This is a genomic window from Erwinia persicina (genome assembly GCF_014838825.1).
Taxonomy (GTDB): domain Bacteria; phylum Pseudomonadota; class Gammaproteobacteria; order Enterobacterales; family Enterobacteriaceae; genus Erwinia; species Erwinia persicina_A.
Map to the genome: position 1 here is coordinate 1,162,585 of NZ_JACYMO010000001.1, position 24,011 is coordinate 1,186,595.

General features: G+C 56.7%; 24 protein-coding genes, 1 tRNA gene and 1 pseudogene. 15 read left to right on the top strand and 11 right to left on the bottom strand.

What is annotated here, in order from left to right; translation table 11 throughout:
• Positions 1-3: 3 nt before the first annotated feature.
• From IFU29_RS05275 to rsuA, 3 genes are all read right to left on the bottom strand, one after another.
• Complete coding sequence (locus IFU29_RS05275) at positions 4-348, bottom strand: YejG family protein (RefSeq protein WP_244633618.1); 345 nt, start codon at positions 346-348, stop codon at positions 4-6.
• A 327-nt stretch (positions 349-675) separates the two neighbouring features.
• A complete protein-coding gene (locus IFU29_RS05280) occupies positions 676-1,878 on the bottom strand; it encodes a Bcr/CflA family multidrug efflux MFS transporter (RefSeq protein WP_191932961.1) in 1,203 nt (400 codons plus the stop codon).
• A 30-nt stretch (positions 1,879-1,908) separates the two neighbouring features.
• Positions 1,909-2,613, bottom strand: a complete 705-nt coding sequence (rsuA, locus tag IFU29_RS05285; RefSeq protein WP_191932962.1) for a 16S rRNA pseudouridine(516) synthase RsuA — start codon at positions 2,611-2,613, stop codon at positions 1,909-1,911.
• Positions 2,614-2,817: 204 nt separating this feature from the next.
• Here rsuA and IFU29_RS05290 point away from each other — a divergent pair, with 204 nt between their 5' ends.
• Together IFU29_RS05290 and rplY are read left to right on the top strand one after the other, a co-directional pair.
• Positions 2,818-4,572 carry a DEAD/DEAH box helicase gene (locus IFU29_RS05290; RefSeq protein WP_191932963.1) on the top strand — a complete coding sequence of 585 codons (1,755 nt, stop codon included), beginning with the start codon at positions 2,818-2,820 and terminating at the stop codon, positions 4,570-4,572.
• 170 nt (positions 4,573-4,742) lie between these two features.
• Positions 4,743-5,027 carry a 50S ribosomal protein L25 gene (gene rplY, locus IFU29_RS05295; RefSeq protein ID WP_191932964.1) on the top strand — a complete coding sequence of 95 codons (285 nt, stop codon included), beginning with the start codon at positions 4,743-4,745 and terminating at the stop codon, positions 5,025-5,027.
• Between the two features lie 175 nt (positions 5,028-5,202).
• Here the strand turns inward: rplY and yejK are convergent, their stop codons facing one another.
• Entirely contained in the window at positions 5,203-6,207 is a 1,005-nt protein-coding gene (yejK, locus tag IFU29_RS05300) for a nucleoid-associated protein YejK (protein ID WP_191932965.1), read from the bottom strand.
• A gap of 170 nt (positions 6,208-6,377) precedes the next feature.
• Between yejK and IFU29_RS05305 the strand changes: the two genes are divergently transcribed.
• The 3 genes from IFU29_RS05305 (at position 6,378) to IFU29_RS05315 (ending at position 8,529) form a co-directional block, all read left to right on the top strand.
• Positions 6,378-6,605 carry a YejL family protein gene (locus IFU29_RS05305; RefSeq protein WP_191932966.1) on the top strand — a complete coding sequence of 76 codons (228 nt, stop codon included), beginning with the start codon at positions 6,378-6,380 and terminating at the stop codon, positions 6,603-6,605.
• Between the two features lie 21 nt (positions 6,606-6,626).
• Positions 6,627-8,378: an LPS biosynthesis-modulating metalloenzyme YejM gene (gene yejM / locus IFU29_RS05310; protein WP_191932967.1), complete on the top strand. Its 1,752-nt coding sequence runs from the start codon at positions 6,627-6,629 to the stop codon at positions 8,376-8,378.
• Positions 8,379-8,452: 74 nt separating this feature from the next.
• Positions 8,453-8,529 (top strand) — tRNA-Pro (locus tag IFU29_RS05315).
• Positions 8,530-8,723: 194 nt separating this feature from the next.
• Here the strand turns inward: IFU29_RS05315 and IFU29_RS05320 are convergent.
• Both IFU29_RS05320 and IFU29_RS05325 read right to left on the bottom strand, forming a co-directional pair.
• Positions 8,724-9,806, bottom strand: a complete 1,083-nt coding sequence (locus IFU29_RS05320; RefSeq protein WP_191932968.1) for a hypothetical protein — start codon at positions 9,804-9,806, stop codon at positions 8,724-8,726.
• Between the two features lie 450 nt (positions 9,807-10,256).
• A complete protein-coding gene (locus IFU29_RS05325) occupies positions 10,257-10,859 on the bottom strand; it encodes a helix-turn-helix domain-containing protein (RefSeq protein WP_191932969.1) in 603 nt (200 codons plus the stop codon).
• A gap of 43 nt (positions 10,860-10,902) precedes the next feature.
• On the opposite strand from IFU29_RS05325, the gene IFU29_RS05330 reads away from it, so the two are divergent.
• The 3 genes from IFU29_RS05330 to IFU29_RS05340 all read left to right on the top strand — a co-directional run bounded on the left by IFU29_RS05330 (position 10,903) and on the right by IFU29_RS05340 (position 12,799).
• Complete coding sequence (locus IFU29_RS05330) at positions 10,903-11,589, top strand: B3/B4 domain-containing protein (protein WP_191932970.1); 687 nt, start codon at positions 10,903-10,905, stop codon at positions 11,587-11,589.
• A gap of 196 nt (positions 11,590-11,785) precedes the next feature.
• Complete coding sequence (locus IFU29_RS05335) at positions 11,786-11,992, top strand: hypothetical protein (RefSeq protein WP_137269784.1); 207 nt, start codon at positions 11,786-11,788, stop codon at positions 11,990-11,992.
• A 72-nt stretch (positions 11,993-12,064) separates the two neighbouring features.
• On the top strand, positions 12,065-12,799 hold the full coding sequence (locus IFU29_RS05340) for a 4'-phosphopantetheinyl transferase family protein (RefSeq protein ID WP_191932971.1): 735 nt from the start codon (positions 12,065-12,067) through the stop codon (positions 12,797-12,799).
• Here IFU29_RS05340 and IFU29_RS05345 read toward each other — a convergent pair.
• On the bottom strand, positions 12,796-12,966 hold the full coding sequence (locus tag IFU29_RS05345) for a hypothetical protein (protein ID WP_191933145.1): 171 nt from the start codon (positions 12,964-12,966) through the stop codon (positions 12,796-12,798). The genes IFU29_RS05340 and IFU29_RS05345 overlap by 4 nt on opposite strands.
• A gap of 198 nt (positions 12,967-13,164) precedes the next feature.
• Here IFU29_RS05345 and IFU29_RS05350 point away from each other — a divergent pair, with 198 nt between their 5' ends.
• The 6 genes and pseudogenes from IFU29_RS05350 (at position 13,165) to IFU29_RS05375 (ending at position 18,522) form a co-directional block, all read left to right on the top strand.
• Positions 13,165-14,163 (top strand): LLM class flavin-dependent oxidoreductase, encoded by a 999-nt coding sequence (locus IFU29_RS05350; RefSeq protein WP_191932972.1) that lies wholly within the window; start codon positions 13,165-13,167, stop codon positions 14,161-14,163.
• An 11-nt stretch (positions 14,164-14,174) separates the two neighbouring features.
• Positions 14,175-15,305 (top strand): amidohydrolase, encoded by a 1,131-nt coding sequence (locus IFU29_RS05355; protein WP_191932973.1) that lies wholly within the window; start codon positions 14,175-14,177, stop codon positions 15,303-15,305.
• Between the two features lie 44 nt (positions 15,306-15,349).
• Positions 15,350-16,303: pseudogene (locus IFU29_RS05360) on the top strand (ABC transporter substrate-binding protein); the annotation flags it as partial.
• 11 nt (positions 16,304-16,314) lie between these two features.
• Entirely contained in the window at positions 16,315-16,839 is a 525-nt protein-coding gene (locus tag IFU29_RS05365; protein WP_191932975.1) for a GNAT family N-acetyltransferase, read from the top strand.
• Complete coding sequence (locus IFU29_RS05370) at positions 16,826-17,728, top strand: amino acid ABC transporter permease (RefSeq protein WP_191932976.1); 903 nt, start codon at positions 16,826-16,828, stop codon at positions 17,726-17,728. Before IFU29_RS05365 ends, IFU29_RS05370 begins: the two co-directional genes overlap by 14 nt.
• Positions 17,728-18,522 carry an amino acid ABC transporter ATP-binding protein gene (locus IFU29_RS05375; RefSeq protein ID WP_191932977.1) on the top strand — a complete coding sequence of 265 codons (795 nt, stop codon included), beginning with the start codon at positions 17,728-17,730 and terminating at the stop codon, positions 18,520-18,522. Before IFU29_RS05370 ends, IFU29_RS05375 begins: the two co-directional genes overlap by 1 nt.
• A gap of 136 nt (positions 18,523-18,658) precedes the next feature.
• On the opposite strand, the gene IFU29_RS05380 is transcribed toward IFU29_RS05375, so the two are convergent.
• From IFU29_RS05380 to apbE, 3 genes are all read right to left on the bottom strand, one after another.
• Entirely contained in the window at positions 18,659-20,311 is a 1,653-nt protein-coding gene (locus tag IFU29_RS05380) for a multidrug ABC transporter permease/ATP-binding protein (protein ID WP_191932978.1), read from the bottom strand.
• 95 nt (positions 20,312-20,406) lie between these two features.
• Positions 20,407-21,048: a DNA oxidative demethylase AlkB gene (gene alkB / locus IFU29_RS05385; RefSeq protein WP_191932979.1), complete on the bottom strand. Its 642-nt coding sequence runs from the start codon at positions 21,046-21,048 to the stop codon at positions 20,407-20,409.
• A 17-nt stretch (positions 21,049-21,065) separates the two neighbouring features.
• Positions 21,066-22,115, bottom strand: a complete 1,050-nt coding sequence (gene apbE / locus IFU29_RS05390; RefSeq protein ID WP_191932980.1) for an FAD:protein FMN transferase ApbE — start codon at positions 22,113-22,115, stop codon at positions 21,066-21,068.
• Between the two features lie 451 nt (positions 22,116-22,566).
• Between apbE and IFU29_RS05395 the strand changes: the two genes are divergently transcribed.
• Positions 22,567-22,716, top strand: coding sequence for a hypothetical protein (locus IFU29_RS05395; RefSeq protein WP_191932981.1), 150 nt, complete (start codon positions 22,567-22,569; stop codon positions 22,714-22,716).
• Between the two features lie 98 nt (positions 22,717-22,814).
• Here the strand turns inward: IFU29_RS05395 and ompC are convergent, their stop codons facing one another.
• Positions 22,815-23,921, bottom strand: a complete 1,107-nt coding sequence (gene ompC, locus IFU29_RS05400) for a porin OmpC (protein ID WP_191932982.1) — start codon at positions 23,919-23,921, stop codon at positions 22,815-22,817.
• Positions 23,922-24,011 lie beyond the last annotated feature (90 nt).

The window sequence follows — 24,011 nt, forward strand, 5'->3', positions numbered from 1 at the left end:
CGTTCAGGCACGACGGTCAATAAGAAAAGGTTCGGCAATACCCACGCCGAAGCTTTTCAGCCGGCAGGTGGTGGCGGACTCATCGTCGCGATGCACAAACAGGCAGGGTTCCCCTTCCCACTCGACAACGGAACAGGCCAGTTGGATCTCAGCCAGCGCAGCTTCAATTTTTTGCATGATTTCCCACGCACAGGCACCGTCATGACTCAGCAGACGCAGCCCTATCAGGTCATCTTCACTGTTCAGCCCGTTCAGCGCCTGCGCTTCGATCACCTGCCCGATGGGGCTGGCGCACCAGCGATAGCGTTGCGGCAAACGATGTACCACCGAATGTTGTAGCGTATTCAACAGGGTTCCCCAGAGCGATTTTTAAACAATTTTTTCACAAATAATTCACAAGGTAAATCATCATTTCGCACTAGCCGTTCAAGCTACTAATAACTGGTACTATTTACCCTGCAGACAGTGACCGGCTGACGAAAAAAAACCTGTCTCCGGCCTTTTTTTGAGAGCAAGATCTCATTTATTTGTTACTTTTACCGCGTTCGTGAGGCGATAACAATCGTTTTTAAACCGATATTGTTACTTTTTTCAGGTAAGGTTTTTACAAATAAGCAACATGGCGAGGCAGCCTGCGCGTGCAGGGCGACGATACGTCGTCGCCCTGATGCGGAGTCAGCCAGCGGCCTGGGTATGGCGAGGGCGTGAAGCGTAGATAAACAGCAGGATTGAAACCGTGGCGCAGATAAAGATCGCGCCTACCATCGGCCAGGCGCTGGTGAAGGTAAAGGTCGACAGCAGTGCTCCCGCCAGCGCTCCGACGCCAAAGCGTAGCGTCCCTGCCAGCGAGGATGCCGTTCCGGCCATGTGGGGGAACTCCTCCAGTATCACCGCCATCGCGTTGGAGGAGACCATCGCCACGCAGCCGATAAACATCGCCACGCCAAATACCAGCGGTAAAAAGCCAAGATTAAGCGCGCTGACCACCACCAGCCAGACCCCCATCGAGAACTGGATCAGCAGACCAAAACGGAACATCACCAGCGGGCCAAAGCGGCGTACGCAGCGGCTGTTCAGCAGCGTCATCAGGAACAGGAATACCACGTTCAGGGCAAAGTAATAGCCAAAGTCCTGCGGCGATATATGGTTCAGTTCTATATAGACAAACGGCCCGACATTCAGGAAGGAAAACAGCCCGGCAAACGAAAATCCGCTTGCCAGCATATAGCTGAACACGCGCTTATGACGGAAAAGCGACAGGAAGTTACGCAGCGTGGTTCGCAGACTGAAGGGCTGCCGCTTCTCTTTTGGCAGCGTCTCTTTTATCTGGGTCACTACCAGCAGCGTGGTGACCACCGCTGCGGCAGAGATCGTCCAGAAAATCGCGTGCCAGCTCCAGATCAGTAGCATCCAGCCGCCGACGATCGGCGCCAGCAGCGGCGCGATGGTCGTCACCAGCATGACAAAGGACATCATCCGTGAAAACTCCTCTTTCGAGTAGCTGTCACGCATCAGGGCGCTGATCACCACGCTGCCCGCCGCCGCCGACAGGCCGTGCAGGAAACGCAGCGTGATCAGCTGATCGATGGTTTGTGCCAGCGCACAGGCGGCGGCGGCAATGGCAAAGATCAGCGTTCCCGCCGCGATCACCGGCTTGCGGCCAAAACTGTCTGCCAGCGGTCCGTAAATTAACTGGCCCAGCGCAAAGCCGAGGATATAGGCATTCAGCGTCATCTGAACGCTGCCCGCCGGGACCGAGAACTCACGCGCAATCTGCGGTAAGGCCGGAAGATACATATCGATCGACAGCGGCATCAGCATGGCCAGCAGGCCGAGGATCACCACTAACCCGGTGGACGAGTTTTTATCTTTTGCCACGCACTGCCCCTTTGATCGACAAAAAGTTAACTAGCGCGTCAGTCCGACGCTGGCAATTTCTTCTTCCGTTAACGGCCGGTACTCGCCGGGTTCCATGTCAGCATCGAGCTGAATGGCACCGATGCGCTCACGATGCAGTCCGACAACGTGATTACCAACGGCAGCAAACATCCGTTTGACCTGGTGATAGCGCCCTTCACTGATCGTCAGGCGAACCTGGTGCGGGTCGATCACCTCCAGCGTTGCCGGTTTGGTCAGCGTTTTTTCATTATGCAGTTGAACCCCGTCAGCAAACTGCTGCGCAGTGTCATCACTGAGCGGGGATTCCAGCGTCACCAGATAGGTTTTCTCGCAGTGGTGGCGCGGAGAGGTGATGCGGTGTGACCACTGACCGTCATCGGTCATCAGCACCAAACCAGTGGTGTCGATATCCAGGCGTCCGGCGGCATGAAGCTTGTAGGCCGAGGGTTCCTCCAGGAAGAACAGCACCGTAGGATGATCCGGATCTTCTGTAGAACAGACGTAGCCCACCGGCTTGTTCAGCATAAAGTAGCGCGGGCCGTGCTGCTGTTGCAGCGGGTTGCCATCATATTCAACCGCGCTGTCCGGGCTCAGTTTAAATGCACTATCGCGTACAACGTCACCGTCTACGGTCACTTTCTTTGCACGAATCTCACGCCCGGCGATGACACGGCTGACTTCCAGTTGCTGGGATATAAATTTATCAAGTCGCATTAACTCTGCACTGCCTGTAATTAGTTTGGAATGGAAACGGACGATAATCGTCTTATGATGTGGCGCAGGGCGCTCATCGGGAATGGAGACGTCAACAGATAAGCCACAAGTATAGCGGCAGAAGCCACTGAGGCACAGAGGGTATCGTATTCTTATGGCGCTTTCATGGCATAATGTCCCTTTGTTGCTGCTTTACAGGTCTTCATGTCGTTTACCTTACGCCCCTATCAGCAGGAAGCCGTTGATGCCACTATCAGCTACTTCCGCCACTCCTCCCAGCCTGCGGCGATCGTCCTGCCCACCGGGGCGGGCAAAAGCCTGGTGATCGCGGAACTGGCGCGCGTGGCGCGTGGACGCGTGCTGGTGCTGGCTCATGTCAAAGAGCTGGTTGCTCAGAACCATGCTAAATATCAGGCTTACGGGCTGGAGGCCGATATCTTCGCCGCCGGACTACAGCGTAAAGAGAGCCAGGCCAAAGTGGTCTTTGGCAGCGTGCAGTCCGTCGCCCGGAATCTGGCACAGTTCAGCGCAGAGTTCTCCCTGCTGATCATCGATGAGTGCCATCGTATCAGCGATGCGGAAGACAGCCAGTATCAGCAAATTATCAATCAGCTGCGTCAGCACAATCCGCAACTGCGGCTGCTGGGACTGACCGCCACCCCTTACCGGCTGGGGAAAGGCTGGATTTATCAGTTTCATTATCACGGTATGGTCAGAGGCAACGAACGCGCTTTCTTCCGTGACTGTATTTATGAGCTGCCGCTGCGCTATATGATTAAGCATGGCTTCCTGGTCCCGCCTGAGCGGCTGGATATGCCGGTGGTACAGTACGATTTCAGCCGTTTGCAGGCGCAGGAAAATGGCCTGTTCAGCGAGGCGGACCTGAATCGAGAGCTCAGGCAGCAACAGCGTATCACCCCACATATCATCCAGCAGATTGTGGAATTCGCCCAACAGCGCGAAGGGGTAATGATTTTCGCCGCGACGGTCGAACATGCCCGCGAAGTACTCGGTCTGCTGCCCGGCAGCAAAGCGCTGATCAGCGCCGGTACGCCTGCCGCGGAGCGTGATGCCATGATTACCGCATTTAAAGCCCGCGAACTACGCTACATGGTGAACGTTGCCGTGCTGACAACCGGATTTGATGCCCCGCATGTCGACCTGATCGCGATTCTGCGTCCGACCGAATCGGTCAGCCTGTATCAGCAAATTGTCGGGCGCGGGCTGCGCCTGAGCCCGGGTAAGACCGACTGTCTGATCCTCGATTATGCCGGAAACCCTCACGATCTTTTTACGCCTGAAGTGGGCGCACCGAAGGGAAAAAGCGACAACCAGCCGGTACAGGTCTTCTGTCCGGGCTGTGGCTTTGCCAACACCTTTTGGGGAAAGGCGACTGAAGATGGCACGATTATCGAACATTTTGGCCGTCGCTGTCAGGGGGTGCTGGAAGACGATGACGGGCAGCGCGAACAGTGCGACTACCGTTTTCGCTTTAAAAACTGTCCGCACTGTCACGCTGAAAATGATATTGCCGCGCGGCGCTGCCGGGAGTGCGATGCCATTCTGGTCGACCCGGATGATATGTTGAAAGCCGCGCTGAAGCTGAAGGACGCTCTGGTGCTGCGCTGCGCTGCGATGGTGCTGGAAAGCGGCAGTGATGCCCAGGGAGAATGGCTCAAGGCGCGCTACTTTGATGAAGAGGCCACGGAGGTCAGCGAACGTTTCCGACTGAAAACCCCGGCCCAGCGCACCGCCTTTGAGCAGCTGTTCCTGCGCCCTCATCAGCGTGCCCCTGGGGTCCCGCTGGGGTGGAAGAACGCCGCTGATATTCTCGCGCTCCAGCCGCTGCTGCGCCACCCCGATTTTGTCGTTGCGCGTAAACAGCGCCATTTCTGGCAGATTCGTGAGAAAGTATTCGATTATCAAGGACGCTTTCGGCGGGCGAACGAATTGCGCTAAAACGGGCTTCCGGCGTGGCGCTGCCTGCATTATGACGTATTACATTGCCTGTATGGGCAAAGCCGGGTATAATCCCGCCCGCTTTTGCCTGGCTCTGCCGGACAAAAGCTGAACACTCCACCTGTTGCTGGGTCGCCTGTAGCAGGAATAAAACTTGAAGAGACTTAAAAATGTTCACTATTAATGTTGAAGCTCGTAAAGAGCAGGGCAAGGGTGCGAGCCGCCGCCTGCGTTTAGCTAACAAATTCCCGGCCATCATCTATGGCGGAAATGAAGCAGCTGTTGCTATCGAACTGGACCACGACTCCGTACTGAACCTGCAGGCGAAGCCTGGTTTCTACGACGAAGTTCTGACCCTGGTTGTTGATGGCAAAGAAACCAAAGTAAAAGTGCAGGCTGTTCAGCGTCACCCGTTCAAGCCAAAACTGCACCACATCGACTTCGTTCGCGCTTAATCGCTCGTTCGTTTGATGTGAAAAAAACGCCGCTTTATGCGGCGTTTTTTTTCGTCTGAAGCAGCCCGGTCGGTTTGCCTTGCGCTGCGGCAGAAGATGACCTTTTCCGCTCATTGCGACAACAGAATGCGAAGCGGGCCGCAAAAGCAGGCCCGCCACCCGGGTAACGGGTCGGTTATTTGCCGCTGGTGCGGCGCTGTAGCTGGTCACGCAGGTTAGGCGGCGTACCTTTGATGGTCAGGGTATCCGTGGCCGGATCCCAGAAGATACGCTCACCTAACAGCATCGCATCGAAATTAAGCGTCAGCCCGCCGCCGCTACCGGCAAATTTAGTCAGCTGGCGCAGCGTGCCACGGTCGGCCGGGAAGCTCTCCTCCAGCTCATAGCCCTGCTCCTGGGTAAAGGCCTGGAAGGTTTTCTCCCCCAGCGGAGCCAGCTCGTCAGACAGCTCTTTGAGCGCGATCTCCTCACCGGATTTAAGCTGCTCATTGCAGTAGGCCGACACCTGCTGACGATAATTCTGTCGCTCGTTTTTATCCAGGCTGGCCTCTGCGCAATAATCATCAACCGCCTGAAGCAGACCCCGGTTTTGCGCTTTGGTGTCCAGCCCGACGCTGGCACCGAGGAAATCCATAAAGAAATCGGCAACCTTGCGCCCTACCCGTCCGCGCAGGAAGGTGAGATAGCGCGTTGACTCCGGGTTGGTTTCCCACTCGGTCAGATCGATGCGCGCCACAATATCGGCATGGTTGATATCCAGATAGTGGGTGCTGCTGATATCCAGCTCTTCGTTAACACGCATGCTGTTCTGGCTGCTCAGTACCGCAATCAGCAGGTACTCCACCGCCAGATAGCGATAGTGGCCAAACAACACCACGCCACCTTCCGCGAACGGATATTTGCTGAGCTCGTCGCGCAGTCGCGCACTGGCGGCGCGGCTGAAAGCAAGGAAGTCATTTTCACCCTTACGACAGTTGCGCAGCGCATCGGCCAGCTCGCTCTCCTCATTGAACAGGCCATAGGCTTTGCTCTTGGCGCTGTAAACCCGATGCAGCTCTTCCATCATTGCCGTTACCGGCGCATTGGACGGTAGCAGTGAATCACGCAGAACCAGTTCCAGCGTCTGTTCGTCGCGCTTGATCATCTGGTGAAGGGCAATCTGGGCGATATCCAGACTCATGGTAAACTCTCCTTTAGACACAGGCGCGTATTCAATCACTGTGCGCCCTTTCGATCAACTGCCAGAATGATGTGCAGTTCATTCGCGTTTCTTTGCGATAAAAAAGCAGAAAAAAGCGCGTCCTTACGGTAAGATAGCGCTTTTTAAACCTCAGTAATAAAATAGACGTTATGGCACAATCATCCCGCTACAGCAACGAGCGCGTGGAGAAGATCCTCGCAGAAATGGTCCAGGTCCTGGAAACAAACCAGACCCCAACCGATCTTTCCCTGATGGTTCTGGGAAATATGGTGACCAACTTACTGAATACCAGCGTGGCGCCGGCACAACGCCAGGCGATGGCACGTTCGTTTGCCGAGGCCCTGCAGGCTTCGGTACGCGATGACAAAGCCCACTGATGAGACGATCCTGATCCTAATATGGTAACAAATCGGCAGCGCTACCGTGAAAAAGTCTCCCAGATGATTAGCTGGGGGCACTGGTTCGCCCTGTTTAACATCATTTTTGCCTTCATTCTGGGCAGCCGTTACCTGTTCGTTTCCGACTGGCCAGCCTCGCTGGCCGGACGCATTTACGCCTTCAGCAGCTGGATTGGCCATTTCAGTTTTATTGTTTTCGCCGCCTATTTGCTGATTGTTTTCCCGCTCACATTCGTGGTGATGTCGCAGCGGCTGCTGCGTTTTCTCTCGGCGATTATCGCTACCGCCGGAATGACGCTGATCCTGGTCGACAGCGCGGTGTTTGCCCGCTTCCACCTGCACCTCAACCCGGTAGTCTGGGAACTGGTGGTCAACCCCGATCAAAGTGAGATGGCGCGTGACTGGCAGCTGATGTTTATCAGCGTTCCGGCTATCTTCCTGGTCGAAATGTTGTTCGCCACCTGGAGCTGGCAGAAGCTGCGCAGCCTGAATCGCCGCCGTTTTGGTAAACCGCTGGCCGCACTGTTTATCAGCGCCTTCTTTGCCAGCCACCTGATGTACATCTGGGCCGACGCCAATTTCTATCGTCCTGTGACCATGCAGCGTTCTAACCTGCCCCTCTCTTATCCGATGACCGCGCGGCGGTTTCTGGAAAAACACGGCCTGCTGGATGCGCAGGAGTATCAGCGCCGCCTGGTGCAGCAGGGTAATCCTGAAGCCGTGTCCGTTGCCTACCCGTTGAATGACATTACCTTCCGGGACAGAGGCACGCGTAATAACCTGCTGGTGATCACCGTTGACGGCCTGAATGAGGCGTCTATGACGAAGTCACTGCCAAACCTGACACGCTTCGCCGAGAGCAACGTGCGCTTCAGCCAGCATTTCAGCTCTGGTACCAGTGAAGATACCGGGCTGTTCGGGCTGTTTTACGGCATTTCGCCAAGCTATATGGACGGTGTGCTGTCATCGCGCATCCCGTCCACGCTGATTAACGCGCTGGGGCAGCAGGGTTATCAGTTCGGTCTGTTTGCCAGCGATGGCTTTAACTCGCCGCTCTATCGTCAGGCTCTGCTCACCGACTTCTCTTTACCGGCAACGCAGAGCCAGTCGAATGCGGAAACCACCCGTCAGTGGCAGCGCTGGCTGGAAGGGCATAAAAGCGAAGATACGCCGTGGTTCTCCTATCTGTCGCTGTCCACCTCTGACGACAGCGATGCCGCAGAGAAGTACAATGCACGACGCTACAACCGCGCAGCAGCCAGCGTCGACCAGCAGATCCAGAATGTGCTGACCACGCTGGAGCAGAAAGGATTACTGGCCAATACCGTGGTGGTGATCACTGCCCAGCACGGCGTGGTGCTGGATGGCGAAGCAGGTCAGGGAAACCGGGAAATGTTGCAGGTGCCGCTGGTGGTTCACTGGCCGCAGACACCGGCGCAGACCATCAATAAGCTGACCGACCATCAGGATATTATGACCACCCTGATGCAGCGCCTCCTGCATGTCAGTACGCCAGCCGCGGACTATTCACAGGGCGAAGATTTGTTTGCCGCTCAGCGCCGCCACAACTGGGTGGCCAGCAGCACCAACCATCAACTGCTGATAACGACACCTCAGGAGACGCTGGTGCTGGATAACAATGGCAACTATGCCGCATGGAATTTACAGGGACAGAAACTGAAGGATCATAAACCCCAGCTGGCGCTTCTGCTTCAGGTTCTGACGGACGAAAAACGCTTTATTGCCGATTAACTGTATAAATCTAAAGCAGTCAAGACGTTAGCATCTTGCATTCAGGAAGAAGTTCAGTAATATAGTTTCAACGTCGGCGCGTAGCGCAGCCTGGTAGCGCATCGTCATGGGGTGGCGAGGGTCGAGAGTTCAAATCTCTCCGTGCCGACCAATTTTTACCTTCCCCACAGTAACCTCCCTGTATCACCACCTTTCCGACCCGGGTCCGCATTGTGGCACTTGCCACTGCCTTGACAGGGTTTACTCAGCGTCAAACCCTGCCCGACCACTGGCCTCAAACCATTGTGACTATTTATCCAATCACGCCGAATTAAAGCCCGTTTTATCCGTGGGAAAACACCTTTATCAGTGGAAATGTGAATGCCCGCCGAACCCCTCTGAACGGCTGTTATCCGCACCGTAACCGTGCCCACCGAAAGCATGGCTGTGAGCGTTGTCACTGCCACGATTATCGCCGCTAACCCGACCTGTCGCCTTGTCATGGCTGACACCGTTACCACGACCTTCATGGATCAACGCGGGGATATGCGGTACCGCAACCTGGACGTCAGGGGCCAGGACAGACGCAGGTAACGTTTTGGTCACCCCTGCCAGCGTCACGTTAACCTGCGTGGTGGGCTGCAGAGAAGATGCCGCAACATTGATCGTAGCCGCCGCATATTTAGCGGCTGTCAGGGAAGCCTGAATCCCCTGCATCTGAGTTTGTACGGAAGAAGGCATGCCGCCCGTCACTGGTTTACCCGTAGGATCTTGCTTAACACCCGCGACCATTGAGACCGGGTTAACCTGTGTGGTCGGCTGCAGAGAAGATGCCGCAACATTGATCGTAGCCGCCGCATATTTAGTGGCGGTCAGGGAAGCTTGAATCCCCTGCATCTGAGTTTGTACGGAAGAAGGCATACCGCCCGTCACCGGTTTACCCGTAGGATCTTGCTTAACACCCGCGACCATTGAGACCGGCGTGCCGGTAGGGTCATTTTTCACCCTATTCACCATTGAGACCGGATTACCCTGCGGATTGGTGATGTTACCCGGCTGCTGGACCCAGCCAGCAGACTGATTATTTTTCGCGTCCGTATAGGACTGACCATAACCCGAAGACGGCTGACTGGCTGGCTGGCTCACTTCATTTTTCGCGTCCGTATAAGACTGACCATAACCCGAAGACGGCTGACTGGCTGGCTGGTTCACTTCATTTTTCGCGTCCGTATAAGCTTGTCCAAACGTTTTCTGATGGGCGTCCTGAACCTGCTGGCGCCTGTAGGCACCAAAATCCTGCTGACTGACCTGCTGACGCTGTACGCTTGCCTGGCCAGCGACTGCGCCAGCCTGCAGGGCAGCGGCGCTGTTTGTGCCGCTGTGCAACTGGACAGCATGGACATTCTCTGTCTGCCGATCGGCATTAGCATTAGCCTCGCTCAGGGACATTTGTGCGCCCGCAGAGACAGAAAAAAGAGATACAGCACACATTGCTAACACTTTACCATTCATGACTTTAGCCTCTGATTATATTAAGTCAGTGCAATCACTAACCACTGACTAATCTAAGCCTTGTTATGAATGTATCTCTTGATTAAAGTCAATAAATCGTGATGAAAGTCACAAATAAGTCACTATGTTTGCATTAATGCCGCGCTGCCGCCCACCAGCAGGCTTAGCCCCTCTTCGTCAGTATGAAATTAGCCCACTCACCCCACATCGCTTGCACGAGCGGGGTGACAATAAGGCTCTTCAGACGAGGTTCAGAAGTGAGCAGTACCGCCCACAGCGTGCTTATTAACAGACTGACTTTTGCAGGGGTTAAAACACAGAAAATTCAGATCGTGCTTTTACGTAAGAAAAATGTCCGGCGGGTAAACCGGACAAACAGAAACGTCTTTATTTCTGTCGCTCTGCTACTGTCATGGTGAACATAAGTGTGGTGTTACCGGCATTGGTATAATGGTGGGGGGCGTCAGTTCTGGCTACAGCGGCACAGCCTTTCTCTATCCTCAATTCTGTACCGTCCACCTGAAGGGTTAATGTTCCTTCCTCAACATGGAACAACTCGAATGTGCCTGCGGGGTGTCCGGGAGAAGAAAAAAGCTCCCCGGGATACATCTCCCAGCGCCAGAGCTCGACCATATCTGGCCCACTGGTCCCGGCCAGTAGCCGTGCCGTCCCCCCGCGATCGCCCCGCCACAGCACCGGGATCTCATCCTGCTTAACAAGATGGACCGCCGGTTTACCCGCGACATCGACAATATCCGCCACTGATAGGCCCATCGCAGCAGAGATTTTGCATAAGATGGCAATACTGGGGTTGGCTGTGCCCTTTTCAATTTCAACCAGCATCCCTTTACTGACGCCTGCCCGACGTGATAACTCATCGAGGGTAAATTTTTGCAGCTTACGGAAATTTTTTATTCTGGCGGCCAGCGCGTGGCTCACCGATTTCACATCAGCGCCCGAATAAGTCGATATATTGACTTTTCCCGTCATTAGTCATTACCATGCAATAAAATAGTCATTACAGGATTATCTGATGCTTAACATCCACCCGTCAATCCATCCCGACATTGCCACCATCGCCCCCCACTTCAGGGCGCTGAGTATCGTGGTTGAGGCCGCCCCGCTGGTGAATGCGGCCATCGGCCAGCAGGCCCTGGCCGCCGCCTGTCAGGGCGTGCTGGTCGATGCCCCCTGGGCCGGGGCGCATCTCAGCGCCTGGTCTGAGGTCTTCAAAGCCTTTGGCGCTAAACCCAAACGCACACCCTGTTCGGCGGAAGCCTTACGCAAGCGCGTTCTGAAAGACGGCACCCTACCCGCCATCGACCCGGTCGTGGATCTGTATAATGCAATCAGCATTAAATATGCGCTGCCGGTGGGCGGGGAAAACAGTGCCGCCTATGTCGGCCAGCCCAGACTGATCGTTGCGGAAGGGACAGAGCAGTTTGACACCCTAAAAGACGGTGAGCCGGTGTATGAAACGGCAGAAGCCGGGGAAGTGATCTGGTGTGATGACGTCGGCGTGACCTGCCGCCGCTGGAACTGGCGCCAGGGCGTTCGCACGCGGTTAGATGCCAGCGCCCGGCAGATGTGGTTTATTCTGGAAAGTCTGCCGGAGATGCCACTGGACGCACTGCACCGCGCCGGCGATGAACTGGTCGACGGCCTGCAGCAGATGATGCCAGGAGCAAAAATCGAGCAACGGTTAATCACCCTCGACTGACTGTTTTACCATCAGCGTTTCGCCACCGGAGAGCTTCCCTGCTGTTTTTACAGGCGATTATTCGTCACCGGGCAGGAAATCCCCGCCGTAAAACGTGGCGAAACTCTCAATCTCTGTCTCTGCAACAAAACTGTCACAGTAATATCATACGCTGTCGTTACACTTTTATGGCATTGTGTAGACAGAGATAACTCAAATGGCAATGATTAAAGCTAAGAGCTTCAAAGATGCGGAAGAGCTGCTCCACTCAGGTATTAGTAAGGTGGAGCTGGCTTATGATATCGACAGTGACGATTTTTTCCGGCTTGCCAGCCAGTGGTGCGATCGCGGTGCCAAAATCTCCAAAGGGCATGACCATTTTGTCGTATCGCTGAAAAGCTTCGCGATCCCACCGAATCATTAATTCCAGGCGTTTTTTGATATCCAGCCACTAACCTGTTTAAATAATTTATCGTTTTTGCACAGGTTAGTGGCTATGTCTGCACTGAACATTTCGTCCTCCTCCCCCTTTATTACTGACTTTTCGCTGCAACCGCTGCCTGACACCCCAGATATCAGCCTGCTGGACGTGCGTTATGACGTCGCTCATTTTAATGAATCTCTGTTTGGCCAGCTGAATATTCCGCCACCTGATCACCTGCAGCGTGCGGTTAAAAAGCGTCGTGCGGAATACCTCGCCAGCCGCTACGGCCTGCAACAGGCGCTGGCCAGCTGGGGGATTGCGGATTTTATATTGAGTAACGGGCCGGATCGCGCTCCGCGCTGGCCGCAGGGTGTTAACGGCTCTCTGTCTCATACCCATCAGCAAATATGTGCTCTGCTGACGCCGCGTCAGGACGTGATGCCGGGCGTGGACTGTGAAACGATCATGACGGAAGAGATGGCCCGCGAAACCGGGAGAATGTTCATCGATGATGGGGAAAAAAAGCGGCTGGCGCAGTGTGAGGTGCCCTTCGCCACCGCGCTGACGGTGGCGTTCTCAGTGAAAGAGAGTCTGTATAAGGCGCTCTATCCGCAGATAAAGCAGTTTATGGATTTCAGCGCCGCGGAGATAGTGGCCTGCACTGGGGATTTGCAGTATCTCCGTCTGCGCCTGACACAAACATTTTCCCCGACAATGACCGTCGGGCGCATCTTCGAAGGCAGAGCCCTGCTGCACGCCGATCGCGTGATGACCTGGGTTACCGCCTCGTCGTCGACGGAAAATTAACGCGATTCATCCGGGCGCTGTTGCAGCGGAGGAAGATCGTGCAGATGAACGCCATACAGTTCACCCATCGGCATCATTGCTTCGATCACCCGACAGCTGTCCAGCGTGGCCATACCTGAGGGTGCCTGAAAGAATCGCGTGAAGTGCAGCCAGATACCATTCATCATCTGTTCCTCTGTGAAGTGGACCTCTATTAAACCTGACGCTTTCTGCCCGGCAAAATATCCATTTTGCACAGCCTTTGCCAGTTCCCGGCATAAGCCCCCAATCCCATTTCTGAACTGATCTAAGCCAGAATTGTTGTTTTACAGCGGCGGGTGCGGCTTCAATAATTGCCGGCAACTGATACCGTTCAAGGACGCATTATGGCTTACCGACTGAGCTTACTGGATAAGAGTCCGCTTGCCGAGGGCGAAACCGCCGTGACGGCGCTGGCACGAACCCTGGCGCTGGCACAGCGCGCAGAGGCGCTCGGCTATCATCGCATCTGGCTGGCAGAGCACCATAACACCCCGTCGCTGGCCAGCCCGTCGCCGGAAATACTGATCGCCTGGATTCTGGCGCACACCCGTCACATTCGAGTGGGTTCCGGCGGCGTGATGTTGCAGCACTACAGTCCGTATAAAGTGGCAGAGAACTTCAATCTGCTGGCCTCCCTGGCCCCGGGCCGGGTCGATCTTGGCATCGGTAAAGCTCCCGGCGGGCTGCCGCTGTCCACGAAAGCCTTGCAACAGGGTATTGACCCCGACGTGAAGGGAGACTTTGCCAGCCAGCTACGCGCGCTGGATCAGTGGCTGACGGCCTCCCCTGCCCCTGAAGGTGAAGATCCGTTACTGGCGACGCCGCTGCCTCCGCGTCCGGCAACCCGCTTTCTGCTGGGAGCCAGTGAAGCCAGCGCTCAGCTGGCCGCAGAGCTGAACTGGCAGTTTGTCTTTGCTGCCCACCTGAATGGAGACAGGCAGGAACTGGACCGCGCACTGACGGCTTTCCGCACGCTCAGCCAGGGGCAATCTGCGCTGCTGGCCGTGCAGATCATCGTTGCCGATAGCGAAGCGGAAGCCGATCTGCTGGCGGCCGATTTACAGCACTTCCGCGTACATGTAGATAACGGCCAGAGCGTCACGGTGGGCAATCTGGCCCAGGCCGAAGCCTTTATCCGCCAGTCCGGTGCGAAACAACACCGGATTGAACCGCGTGAAGCCGCCGTACTGAAAGGCACTGCTGCACAGGTTCACGACCAGCTGGACGCGCTGCATCAGCGTTTCGGGGTGGAAGAATTCATTATTGATATCCCGATTGCCGCCGGTGTACCACGCCTGAAATCCCTGCAACTGCTGGCCACCCACCAGCCGGTAGCCGCTTAAGGAGCCCAACCATGACCCTCTCTCTGACCCGGCAGCTGGTGGCCTGGCGCCGCGAACTGCATCAGTACCCGGAACTGTCCAATGAGGAGTTTGCCACCACGGAGCGCATCACAGGCTGGCTGAACGAGGCTGGGATCCGGCTGCTGCCTTTCGGACTGAACACCGGCGTAGTGGCCGAGATTGGCGAGGGTGAACCACTGATTGCCCTGCGCGCCGATATTGATGCCCTGCCCATTGACGAGATCGTGCCGGTGCCGTTCCGTTCGCAGCACCCGGGCGTGATGCACGCCTGCGGCCACGACGTACACACCGCCGTAATGCTGGGCGCAGCCAGGCTGCTGAAAGCGCGGGAAAAAAGCCTGCCCGGCCGCGTACGTCTGCTGTTCCAGCCCGCAGAAGAGCGCTTCGGCGGCGCGAAGACCCTGATCGATGCGGGTGCGCTGGCGGGCGTCGCGGCGATCTTCGGCATGCACAATGCGCCGGAGCTGCCGGTGGGCACCTTTGCCACGCGCGGCGGTGCGTTTTACGCCAATGTCGACCGTTTTGATATCAACGTGTACGGCAAGGGTGCGCACGCCGCCCGTCCGCAGGAAGGAGTGGATGCCATTGTGATCGCCAGTCAGATCGTCAGTGCCTTACAGACCCTGGTCAGCCGCAGCTACAGCCCGCTGGAGTCGGTGGTGGTCAGCGTAACGCGTATTGAGGGCGGGAATACCTGGAACGTATTGCCGCAGCAGGTAGTACTGGAAGGCACGGTACGCACCCATAACGACGACATCCGCAGCGAACTACCGCAGCGGCTGCGTCAGTTGATAACCGGTATTGCCGCAGGGCTGGGTGCCCGTGCTGAACTGAACTGGCACCCCGGCCCGCCGGCCTTGATCAACACCGCGCACTGGGCAGAATTCAGCAAGCAGGTGGCTGCCCGTCAGGGTTACGACGTGCAGGAGGCCGAGCTGCAAATGGGCGGCGAAGATTTTGCCTTTTATCTGCATAACACGCCGGGCACCTTTGTCAGCATCGGCAGCAACAGCGAGTTCGGTCTGCACCATCCTGGCTTTAACCCGGATGAGGCCCTGCTCTCGCCAGCCGCCGGGTACTTCAGCCAGCTGGCGGAAGCGGCACTTAATGAGATCGCTTAACGGGCAGTAACCGGCCCTTTTCATCTGCAGTTTCATCATAATAAGAGTCAGTCACTATGAAAAAAACATCCGTATTACTGGGCCTGCTCAGTGCATCCCTGTGGCTTGGCACCACGGCAAACGCAGAAACCGTCAACATTAATGGCACCGGCATCAGCGTCGAGGCGAATGCAGCGCCCGTGCATGCGCCGGTCAATCCCGAGGCGGTGGCCCTGCTGCCGAAGAACCTTAAACTGGCCGTGCCGGGCAAGTTTACCGTGGCGGTGGCCGCGCTGAACTCCCCGCCGCTGACCCTGTTTTCTGATGACAACAAAACCCTGCAGGGCAGTGAAGTGGATATCGCCCGCCTGGTCGCCGACAGCCTCGGGCTGGAGCTGAACGTGGTGCCGACCTCCTGGGAAGACTGGCCGCTGGGTGTCAGCTCCGGCAAATATGATGCCGCCATCACCAATGTCACCGTCACCAAAGCGCGCAAAGAAAAATTCGATTTCGCTACCTACCGCAAAGATTCCCTCGGTTTCTACGTGAAATCGGACAGCAAAATCACTTCACTGACCAAAGCCGAAGACATTGCCGGACTGCGCATTATTGTTGGTTCCGGCACCAATCAGGAAGCGATCCTGCTGGCCTGGGATGAAGAGAATCAGAAAAAAGGGCTGAAGCCGTTCACGCCTAACTACGTGAAAGATGATGCGGCCCAGACGCTGGCATTACAGTCCGGTCGTGCCGATGCCTATTTCGGGCCGAACGTCATTGGTGCCTGGAAAGCCGCACTGACCGGTAAAACAAAACGGGTGGGCACCGTGGATGGCGGCTGGCCGAAAGCGGCACATATCGCGGTGACACTGAAAAAAGACAACGGGCTGGTGGCCGCCGTAAACGCTGCGCTAAATGGCGTGATCAAAGGCGGCGAGTACGACAAAGTCCTCAACCGCTGGGGCGAGGGTATCGAGCGCCTCGATCGTTCTGAAATCAACCCGCCGGGGCTGGGTGACTAACGGAGGTCAGTATGAGCCATGAACAATTTCGCCAGCTGTCACCGGAGGCACCGGAGCTGGCATCTATTATTGACGGACTCTTCGGAGAATACAGCGCCCGCTACGGTGACTTTTTTGCCCGGGATGCCGAAGTCGAACTGACCGAATGGTATCTGCCCCCGCAGGGGATGTTTGTAGTACTGGAGCGCGACGGGGTCATTATTGCGATGGGGGCTTATAAGGCTTTCGACGCGGAGACGGCCGAATTAAAGCGTATCTGGACCCGCAGCGATCTGCGCCGTCAGGGGCTGGCGCTGAAAGTGCTGGTTGAACTGGAGCGACGGGCCGGGCTGGCGGGTTACCGACAGGTTTATCTGACCACCGGATTTCGTCAGCCGGAAGCGGTACGCCTCTATTTATCACACGGCTATCAGCCACAGTTCGACACGCAGCGTGACCCGGAAGAGTACAGCCTGCCGCCTTACGATGGCCGCCTGCGTTTTACCAAAGCACTTCACCATCACGCCGAGTCAGGAGCCGCCCATGAAACCGAATGAAACCCTGCGCGTGGTGCCTGCCCGCTATCCGCTGCGGCTGGTTGGGGCGGTTGTTGCCCTGTTTATTCTGGCCGTGGTGATCCAGTCCATCGCCTTTAATCCGCGCTGGGAATGGTCGGTATTTGCCCACTGGTTCTTTGCACCCGCGATCCTCAGCGGTCTCGGGCAGACGCTGCTGCTGACGCTGATCGCCAGCCTGCTGAGTATTCTGCTGGGCGTGGGGCTGGCGCTGGCCCGCCTCTCCTCCTCTTGGTTGCTCTCCGGCCTGGCGTTCGGCTATATCTGGCTGTTCCGTTCGCTGCCGCTGATCGTGGTACTGATTATTCTTTATAACTTCTCCTATCTCTACGACACCCTGTCACTTGGCGTTCCCTTTACCCCGTTGACGCTGGTGGAGTATAAAACCATTGATGTCCTGGGGCAGTTCAGCACGGCGGTGATCGGGCTGACGCTGGTGCAGGCAGCCTATACCGCCGAGATTATACGTGGCGGTATTACCGGCGTGGATCAGGGGCAGTTTGAAGCGGCCGCTGCGCTGGGTCTGCCCTCTTCTCGCCGCACGCTGCGCATTATTCTGCCGCAGGCGCTGCGTTCCATTATTCCGACCGGGTTTAACGAAATTATCAGCCTCGCCAAAGGCACTGCGATGGTGTACGTACTGGCGATGCCGGAGCTCTTTTACACCATCCAGATGGTTTATAACCGCACGCAACAGGTGATCCCGCTGCTGATGGTAGCAGCAGTCTGGTATCTGCTGATCACCACCGTGCTGTCAGTTTTGCAATACTACGTTGAACGCTGGCTGGCACGCGGGGCCACCCGTGAGCCGGTCAGCCGCCTCTCATCTACCCGGCTGCATGCCGCCATCGCCCCCGTCAGGAGCTCATAATGTCTGAAGCTATCGATCTGCACAGTGAGGCCACGCTGGGTCATATTTCCATTGCCGGGGTCAGTAAAAGCTATGGCCGTTTTAAGGCACTGGACGAGGTATCGCTGGAACTCCCCCCTGGCTCTGTCACGGTGATCCTCGGGCCGTCAGGCTCAGGGAAGTCCACGCTGCTGCGCGCCATCAACCATCTGGAGCGGGTGGATGAAGGGCTTATCCGCATTGATGGTGACTACATTGGTTACCGGCGCAAAGGGAATAAGCTGTATGAGCTGAAGGAGAAGGCGATCCTCCGGCAGCGTATCGGTGTGGGCTATGTGTTCCAGAATTTCAATTTGTTCCCTCATCTCACGGTGCTGGAAAATATTATCGAAGCGCCCCTGGCCCATAAGCAATTAACGCGGGCGGCGGCAGAAGAACGGGCGTTACAGCTGCTCGACACCGTTGGCCTGCGGCATAAAGCCGGGGCATGGCCGCGCCATCTTTCCGGCGGTCAGCAACAGCGCGTGGCGATTGCCCGGGCGCTGGCGTTAAATCCGAAGGTTATCCTGTTTGATGAACCGACATCGGCGCTTGATCCGGAGCTGGTCGGCGAGGTACTGGACACCATCAAACAGCTGGCACGCTCCGGGAGGACGCTGGTCGTGGTGACTCATGAGATCGGTTTTGCCCGTGAAGTTGCGGATAACGTGGTGTTTATGGTCGAAGGGAAGATTGTGGAACAGGGCAGCGCCTGGCAGGTGCTGAACCAGCCGCAGCATCCGCGGACGCGGCGTTTTCTGGCGAAGGTATTGTGAGGCCAGCCTGCGCCACCGTTCACACCATCAGCACGGGACGACCGGGGAAATGGGTCGTCCCCTGCAGGGCAACAGTGACCGCCGTGGTGGCCGGCCCTCTGTACCGGTCGGCCAGCAACCCGGACGTTGCCTGAAACTACCCCAGCGTCTCGGTACGCTTGACCGCATCGAGGGTAGCGGCATCACGCTCGGTGCCCGTCAGCTCGGTCAGCGTTCCGTCGCGCATTTCCAGCAGACGGTCAGCGTGCAGGAAATAGTGATCGTCATGACTGATGGCAAACACCGTTTTCCCCAGTGACTGCAGCCACGGCAGCAGTTCACGGTAGAAGATACGGCGGAAGTGCGGATCCTGATCGGCGGCCCACTCGTCGAGCAGCAGAATGTCGCGCTGCTCGGCGGTCGCCAGCAGCAGCGCCAGGCGCTTGGTCTGCCCTTTCGACAGCTGCAGGTTCAGCACCCGATTGCCTTCCAGCTTGATCTTATCCTGCATTTTCAGCCGTTCCAGCCAGCTTTGTACCAGCGCCGGATCAACGGCCTGCCCGCGATCGTCAATCAGGCGGTCAAACAGATGCACGTCGGTAAATACCGCCGAGAACAGACGGCGATAGCTCTCCATTGATTCAGTGTCTACCCTTTGTCCGTCCAGCAGGATCTCGCCAGACACCGGCTGATACAGCCCGGTCAGTAGCATCGCCAGCGTGGATTTACCGCTGCCGTTCCCCCCGATCAGGAACACCAGTTCACCACGCTTCAGGGTCATATTCACCGGGCCGACGTGAAAACCGTTGTCGCCGTAGTGAAACACCAGATTGCGCAGCTCCAGCGTCTGCCAGTTTTTCGCCGCCGGCAGCTGGGGGAATTCAGCCTCATAAGCCGCCAGATTAAAGGTGTTCAGCTTGTCAAACGCCACCTGCGCTGTTAACAGCGTGGGCAGTGCGCCCACCGCCGACAGCATGGGGGTGCGCAGGAACAGCAGGGTCAGGGAATAGGTCGCGGCCACGGCCGTATCCGCCCAGCCCAGGCTGTTCGCCAGGTAAAATGCCAGGCCAATGGCACCCAGCATCATAATGTTTGACCAGTTCACGGCGCTGAGGTGGTAGGTATCGGCCCGCACAATATGGTGGCGATAGGTCCGGGCATCTTCACCGTAGACGTTTTCAAAGATCTGCTGCGCACGCTGGCGGTTCAGCGCCAGTTCTTTGCGCCCTTCGATAATGATCTGGAAGTCATGGTAGAGGCGGTCTTCTGTCGCACGCAGTACCGCCATATGCTGATACACCCGCGCCACCAGCAGCCAGCCGCCGATAATCGTCACCGCCACCCACACGGAGGTCACCACCATCATTTTCGGTGACAGCCAGGCCAGATAGGCCGCAGAGCCCAGCGTCAGAATGATGCCCTGAATCAGCTCCGGCAGACGCACAAAGGCGATGGTGATATTGCGCACATCACTGGTCAGGCTGGCCAGCAGCTGGGCGTTACCAATCTGCTCAATGCGCTCAACGCGCGTGTCGAGAATACGTTTGATAAATTCGCCGCGCAGGCGATAGACAAAATGGTGGCCGAGCAGGGTCAGCGCCAGCTGCGATCCGAGGGTCACCGCCATCAGCAGCAGCAGCAGGCCGAGAAACTGCGGTAACACCATCACCGAAGAATTGAGTGTCACGATCAGTTCGCGGTTAATAAACGCAATCAGACCAATTCCCAGCGCGGCACTGAGAAGGCTGAGGGCAATAACCAGAATAAACGGCCAGCGATACTGCTTATAAACAACGTGAAGCAACTCCATGAAAACGTCCCGGCAGGTAAAAAGCAGCTTGCAGTTTAATGAGAAGCAAGACGAGATCAATAACAATTCTCATTCGGACGTATTCAGGCCGCGCGCTAGCGTGCGCGGCGGAAAGTCAGGTTATAGCGAAAAGGTCCCGTCAGCGGATGAATACCCGGTTTTAGCGGGAGGATGCCGTGGTAGCGCAGGCGCGAGGGCCCTCCCCATACCACCACATCGCCCTGCTCCAGCAGCACCCGCTGGCAGGCATCAGCGCGATCGAACCCGCCAAATAAAAACACCGCCGGGAGCCCAAGCGACACCGAGACAATCGGCTGGCGCAGATCGCGCTCATCTTTATCCTGATGCAGCGTCAGCTTTGCGCCGGGCTCATAGCGGTTAATCAGGCAGGCGTCCGGGTTGAAGCCGCTGAACCCGGCTTCAGCCGCACAGGCGACGGCCAGTTCGCGGAAGGCCGGCGGCATGGCTGGCCAGCGCTGGCCGCTGACCTCATCCTGCGCACTGTACTGATACCCGCGCGAATCGGTGGACCACCCGAGATCGCCGCAGTTGGTCATGGCGACCGACATCCGGTGGCCGCCCGGCGTAATGCGGTGTTCAAAAGGATTGAGCGCGGCGATCGCCTCCACCTGCGCCATCAGCTCAGTGGCGCATTCGCGGGCGCGACGGCGGAGGATCACAGCCCCTTCGGTGAGCGGTTCCTGCCACGGGGCATCGTCAGCAAACAGATCGAACATAAACACTCCTCAGGCTGTCAGTGTGCGGGTGACGGCTGAATAAAGGCGGCAAACTGCGGCGACATCCAGCTGGTGAACTGGTCGCCCTGTTTAAAAATCAGATAGACCGCCAGCTTTTCACGCAGCGCCAGCGCTTTGGCTTTTTCCGTGCCCAGCACCATCAGCCCGGTATCCCAGCCATCTGCTTCCAGCGCGGTGGTGGCGATCACCGTAGCAGATACCAGCCGGTGCTGGATCGGCCGGCCGGTGGCTGGATCTATCACGTGTGAGATACGCTTCCCGTCCAGTTCATAATAGTTACGATAGCTGCCGGAGGTGCTGATGCCGTGCCCCTGCAGATCGACTATCGCCTGCACCGCATTCTCCTGATCGGTGGGTTTCTGGATCGCCACCTGCCAGGCATTGCCCTGGGCATTTTTGCCGCGCGTCAGCACCGCACCGCCCACAGAGACCAGATACTGATTAATCCCCTCCTGCTCCATCAGGCGGGCAAGATGGTCGGTGGCAAACCCTTCCCCGACGGTAGACAGGTCAACGTAGAGTCCGGGCAGATCCTTCTGCAGCCAGGACTGCCCGGCCGTGTTGATCACCTGCAAATGCGCCAGCCCGGTCTGTGCCCGGGCGGCATCGATCTCCTGCTGCGTTGGTGTTTTTACGGGTTGTTTATCGGGACCAAAGCCCCACAGATTGACCAGCGGTCCGATGGTGATGTCCATCGCCCCCGCCGTCTGCTGACCAATACGCAGCGACAGGGTTATGATATCGGCCATATTATCACTCACCGGCTGTGGCGCACTGCCGCGATACTGGTTAAAACGTGACAGTACGGAGTCACTTTTCCAGGTGGAGAGTTCGCGATCGTCCTGGTCGAGCTGCAGCTGAATGGCGTTTTGCAGCGCTTCCCGGCGTTCAGGCGCCACACCCGCCAGACTTACCCTCCAGAATGTTCCCATTGTTCGGCCTTCGAGTACCATCCCGTCAGATCCCGCTGAGGGCTGAGGGTTGTCACAGCCTGCCAGCAAGCAAACCACCATTAAACCTAAAAAATACCGCCAATTACTCTTCATATCTGCCTGTAATCTTGATTAAAAACTGGTCCGAACCGGGCTTTGCCGCAGAGAAAACTCAGATTCGACACCTTGATCTTAGCGTCGTACGTCACCAGGATAGGTGCTGTACAGGGCATCCCGGTGCCCATCATTCACTATTATAAAGGAGAGCCATAATGATCTATTACGCGCTTCTCATGGTTTCCATTGCTGTGATTATCTTTGCAGGCTTTAAGCATTACAAGCACACCCATACCCGGCAGCTTCATCGTCCACGCCATCGTTAAGGCTTCTGTGACCTCCCCCGGCCCTACCGGGGTGAGATCACCGGCACTGTTATGGTGCAGCCTGCCCCCGTCAGCCCCCCTTATCCTGCTCTTTTCCCCCTGAACCGCCAGACAACCGCAATGAAATGACCTGGCACGTTTTCTGCAATGTGAAGATCACTGTTCACTGTGGGGAAGAATGAATGCGCAATAAACACGCGATCAAAGAGAACCAGGTCAGGCGTCGCCTGCTGCGCTTTTCACTGTTTACACTGGGTGGCATCGGGCTGGAAGGCAGTTGTCTGCCGATAAAAGAAGAGAACAGCAGGAAGAAGCCGGACGCCATCGCCTGAACCGGCCAATAAAAAAGGCCGATCGCTTCAGACGATCGGCCTCTGCCTCAGGGGCTGACCGGCGGTTCCGGTCAGCCCTGGTGTTACCCCGTTCGGGATCAGAACTGGTAAACGAGGCCTAACCCCACCACGTTGTCGGTATTAATACCGGCCGCCTGGGTGAAGTTGTTGTCGTCCAGCAGGTTGATCTGGTAATCAACATAGGTCGACATGTTTTTGTTGAAGAAGTAGGTCGCGCCCACGTCAACGTACTGTTTCAGGTTCTGGGTACCCCAGTTCTGAATGTCGGTCGCGCGCGAGGTCACGTAGGCCAGAGACGGACGCAGGCCGAAGTCGAACTGATACTGGGCAACCAGCTCCCAGTTATCGGCTTTATCCGCAAAGCCGTAGGCCGCAGGGTTGTCGGTGCTGCCGAAACGGGTGGCGTTATACGAACGGGTATACATAGCCGCCAGGTAGACGTTGTTTGCATCGTATTTCAGGCCGCCAGAGTAAGCATCGGCTTTATCGCCGTTGCCCAGCAGCGCGTTGCTGTTCTGGGTATCCGTACGGTCAGAAGAGAACATAGCGGCACCGGCGCTTAAACCGGGAACGATCTCATAAGTCGCTGACAGGCCGTAGCCGTCGCCGTTCTGCGCAGTCGCGCTGCGATTCCCGGCCACTTCGGCGTTGCTGTCGTTCTTACCCTGATACTGGATGGCGAAGTTAAGACCGTCCACCAGACCAAAGAAGTTATTGTTACGGTAGGTCGCGACGCCCGTGGCACGCTGGAACATAAAGTTATCCGCACCGTAGGTATCCCCACCGAACTCAGGCAGGACGTCGGTCCATGCGCCGATGTCATACAGCACGCCGTAGTTACGACCATAATCGAGAGAGCCGGCATCACCGAATTTCAGACCGGCGAAGCCCACGCGGGTGTAGCTGTCAGCGGTTCCCTGGCTTTCGGCGTTGTTCAGCGCGGCCTGGTATTCCCACTGGCCGTAACCGGTCAGCTGATCGGAAATCTGCGTTTCGCCTTTGAAGCCAAAGCGGACATAAGACTGGTCACCGTCTGAACCGGCGTCGTCAGAGAAATAGTGCAGACCGTCAACTTTACCGAAAAGATCCAGCTTGTTACCGTCTTTATTGTAGATTTCTGCTGCGCCTGCTGTACCGGCAACCAGCAGTGCTGGAACCATCAGGGAAAGAACGCGAAGTTTCATTTTAATACCCTCTCGATTATAAGATTTATTTTGCCACTGCGTGCCGATCAATCATTTTAAGCACTTCGTGTCATCTTAAGGCGAGTAGGG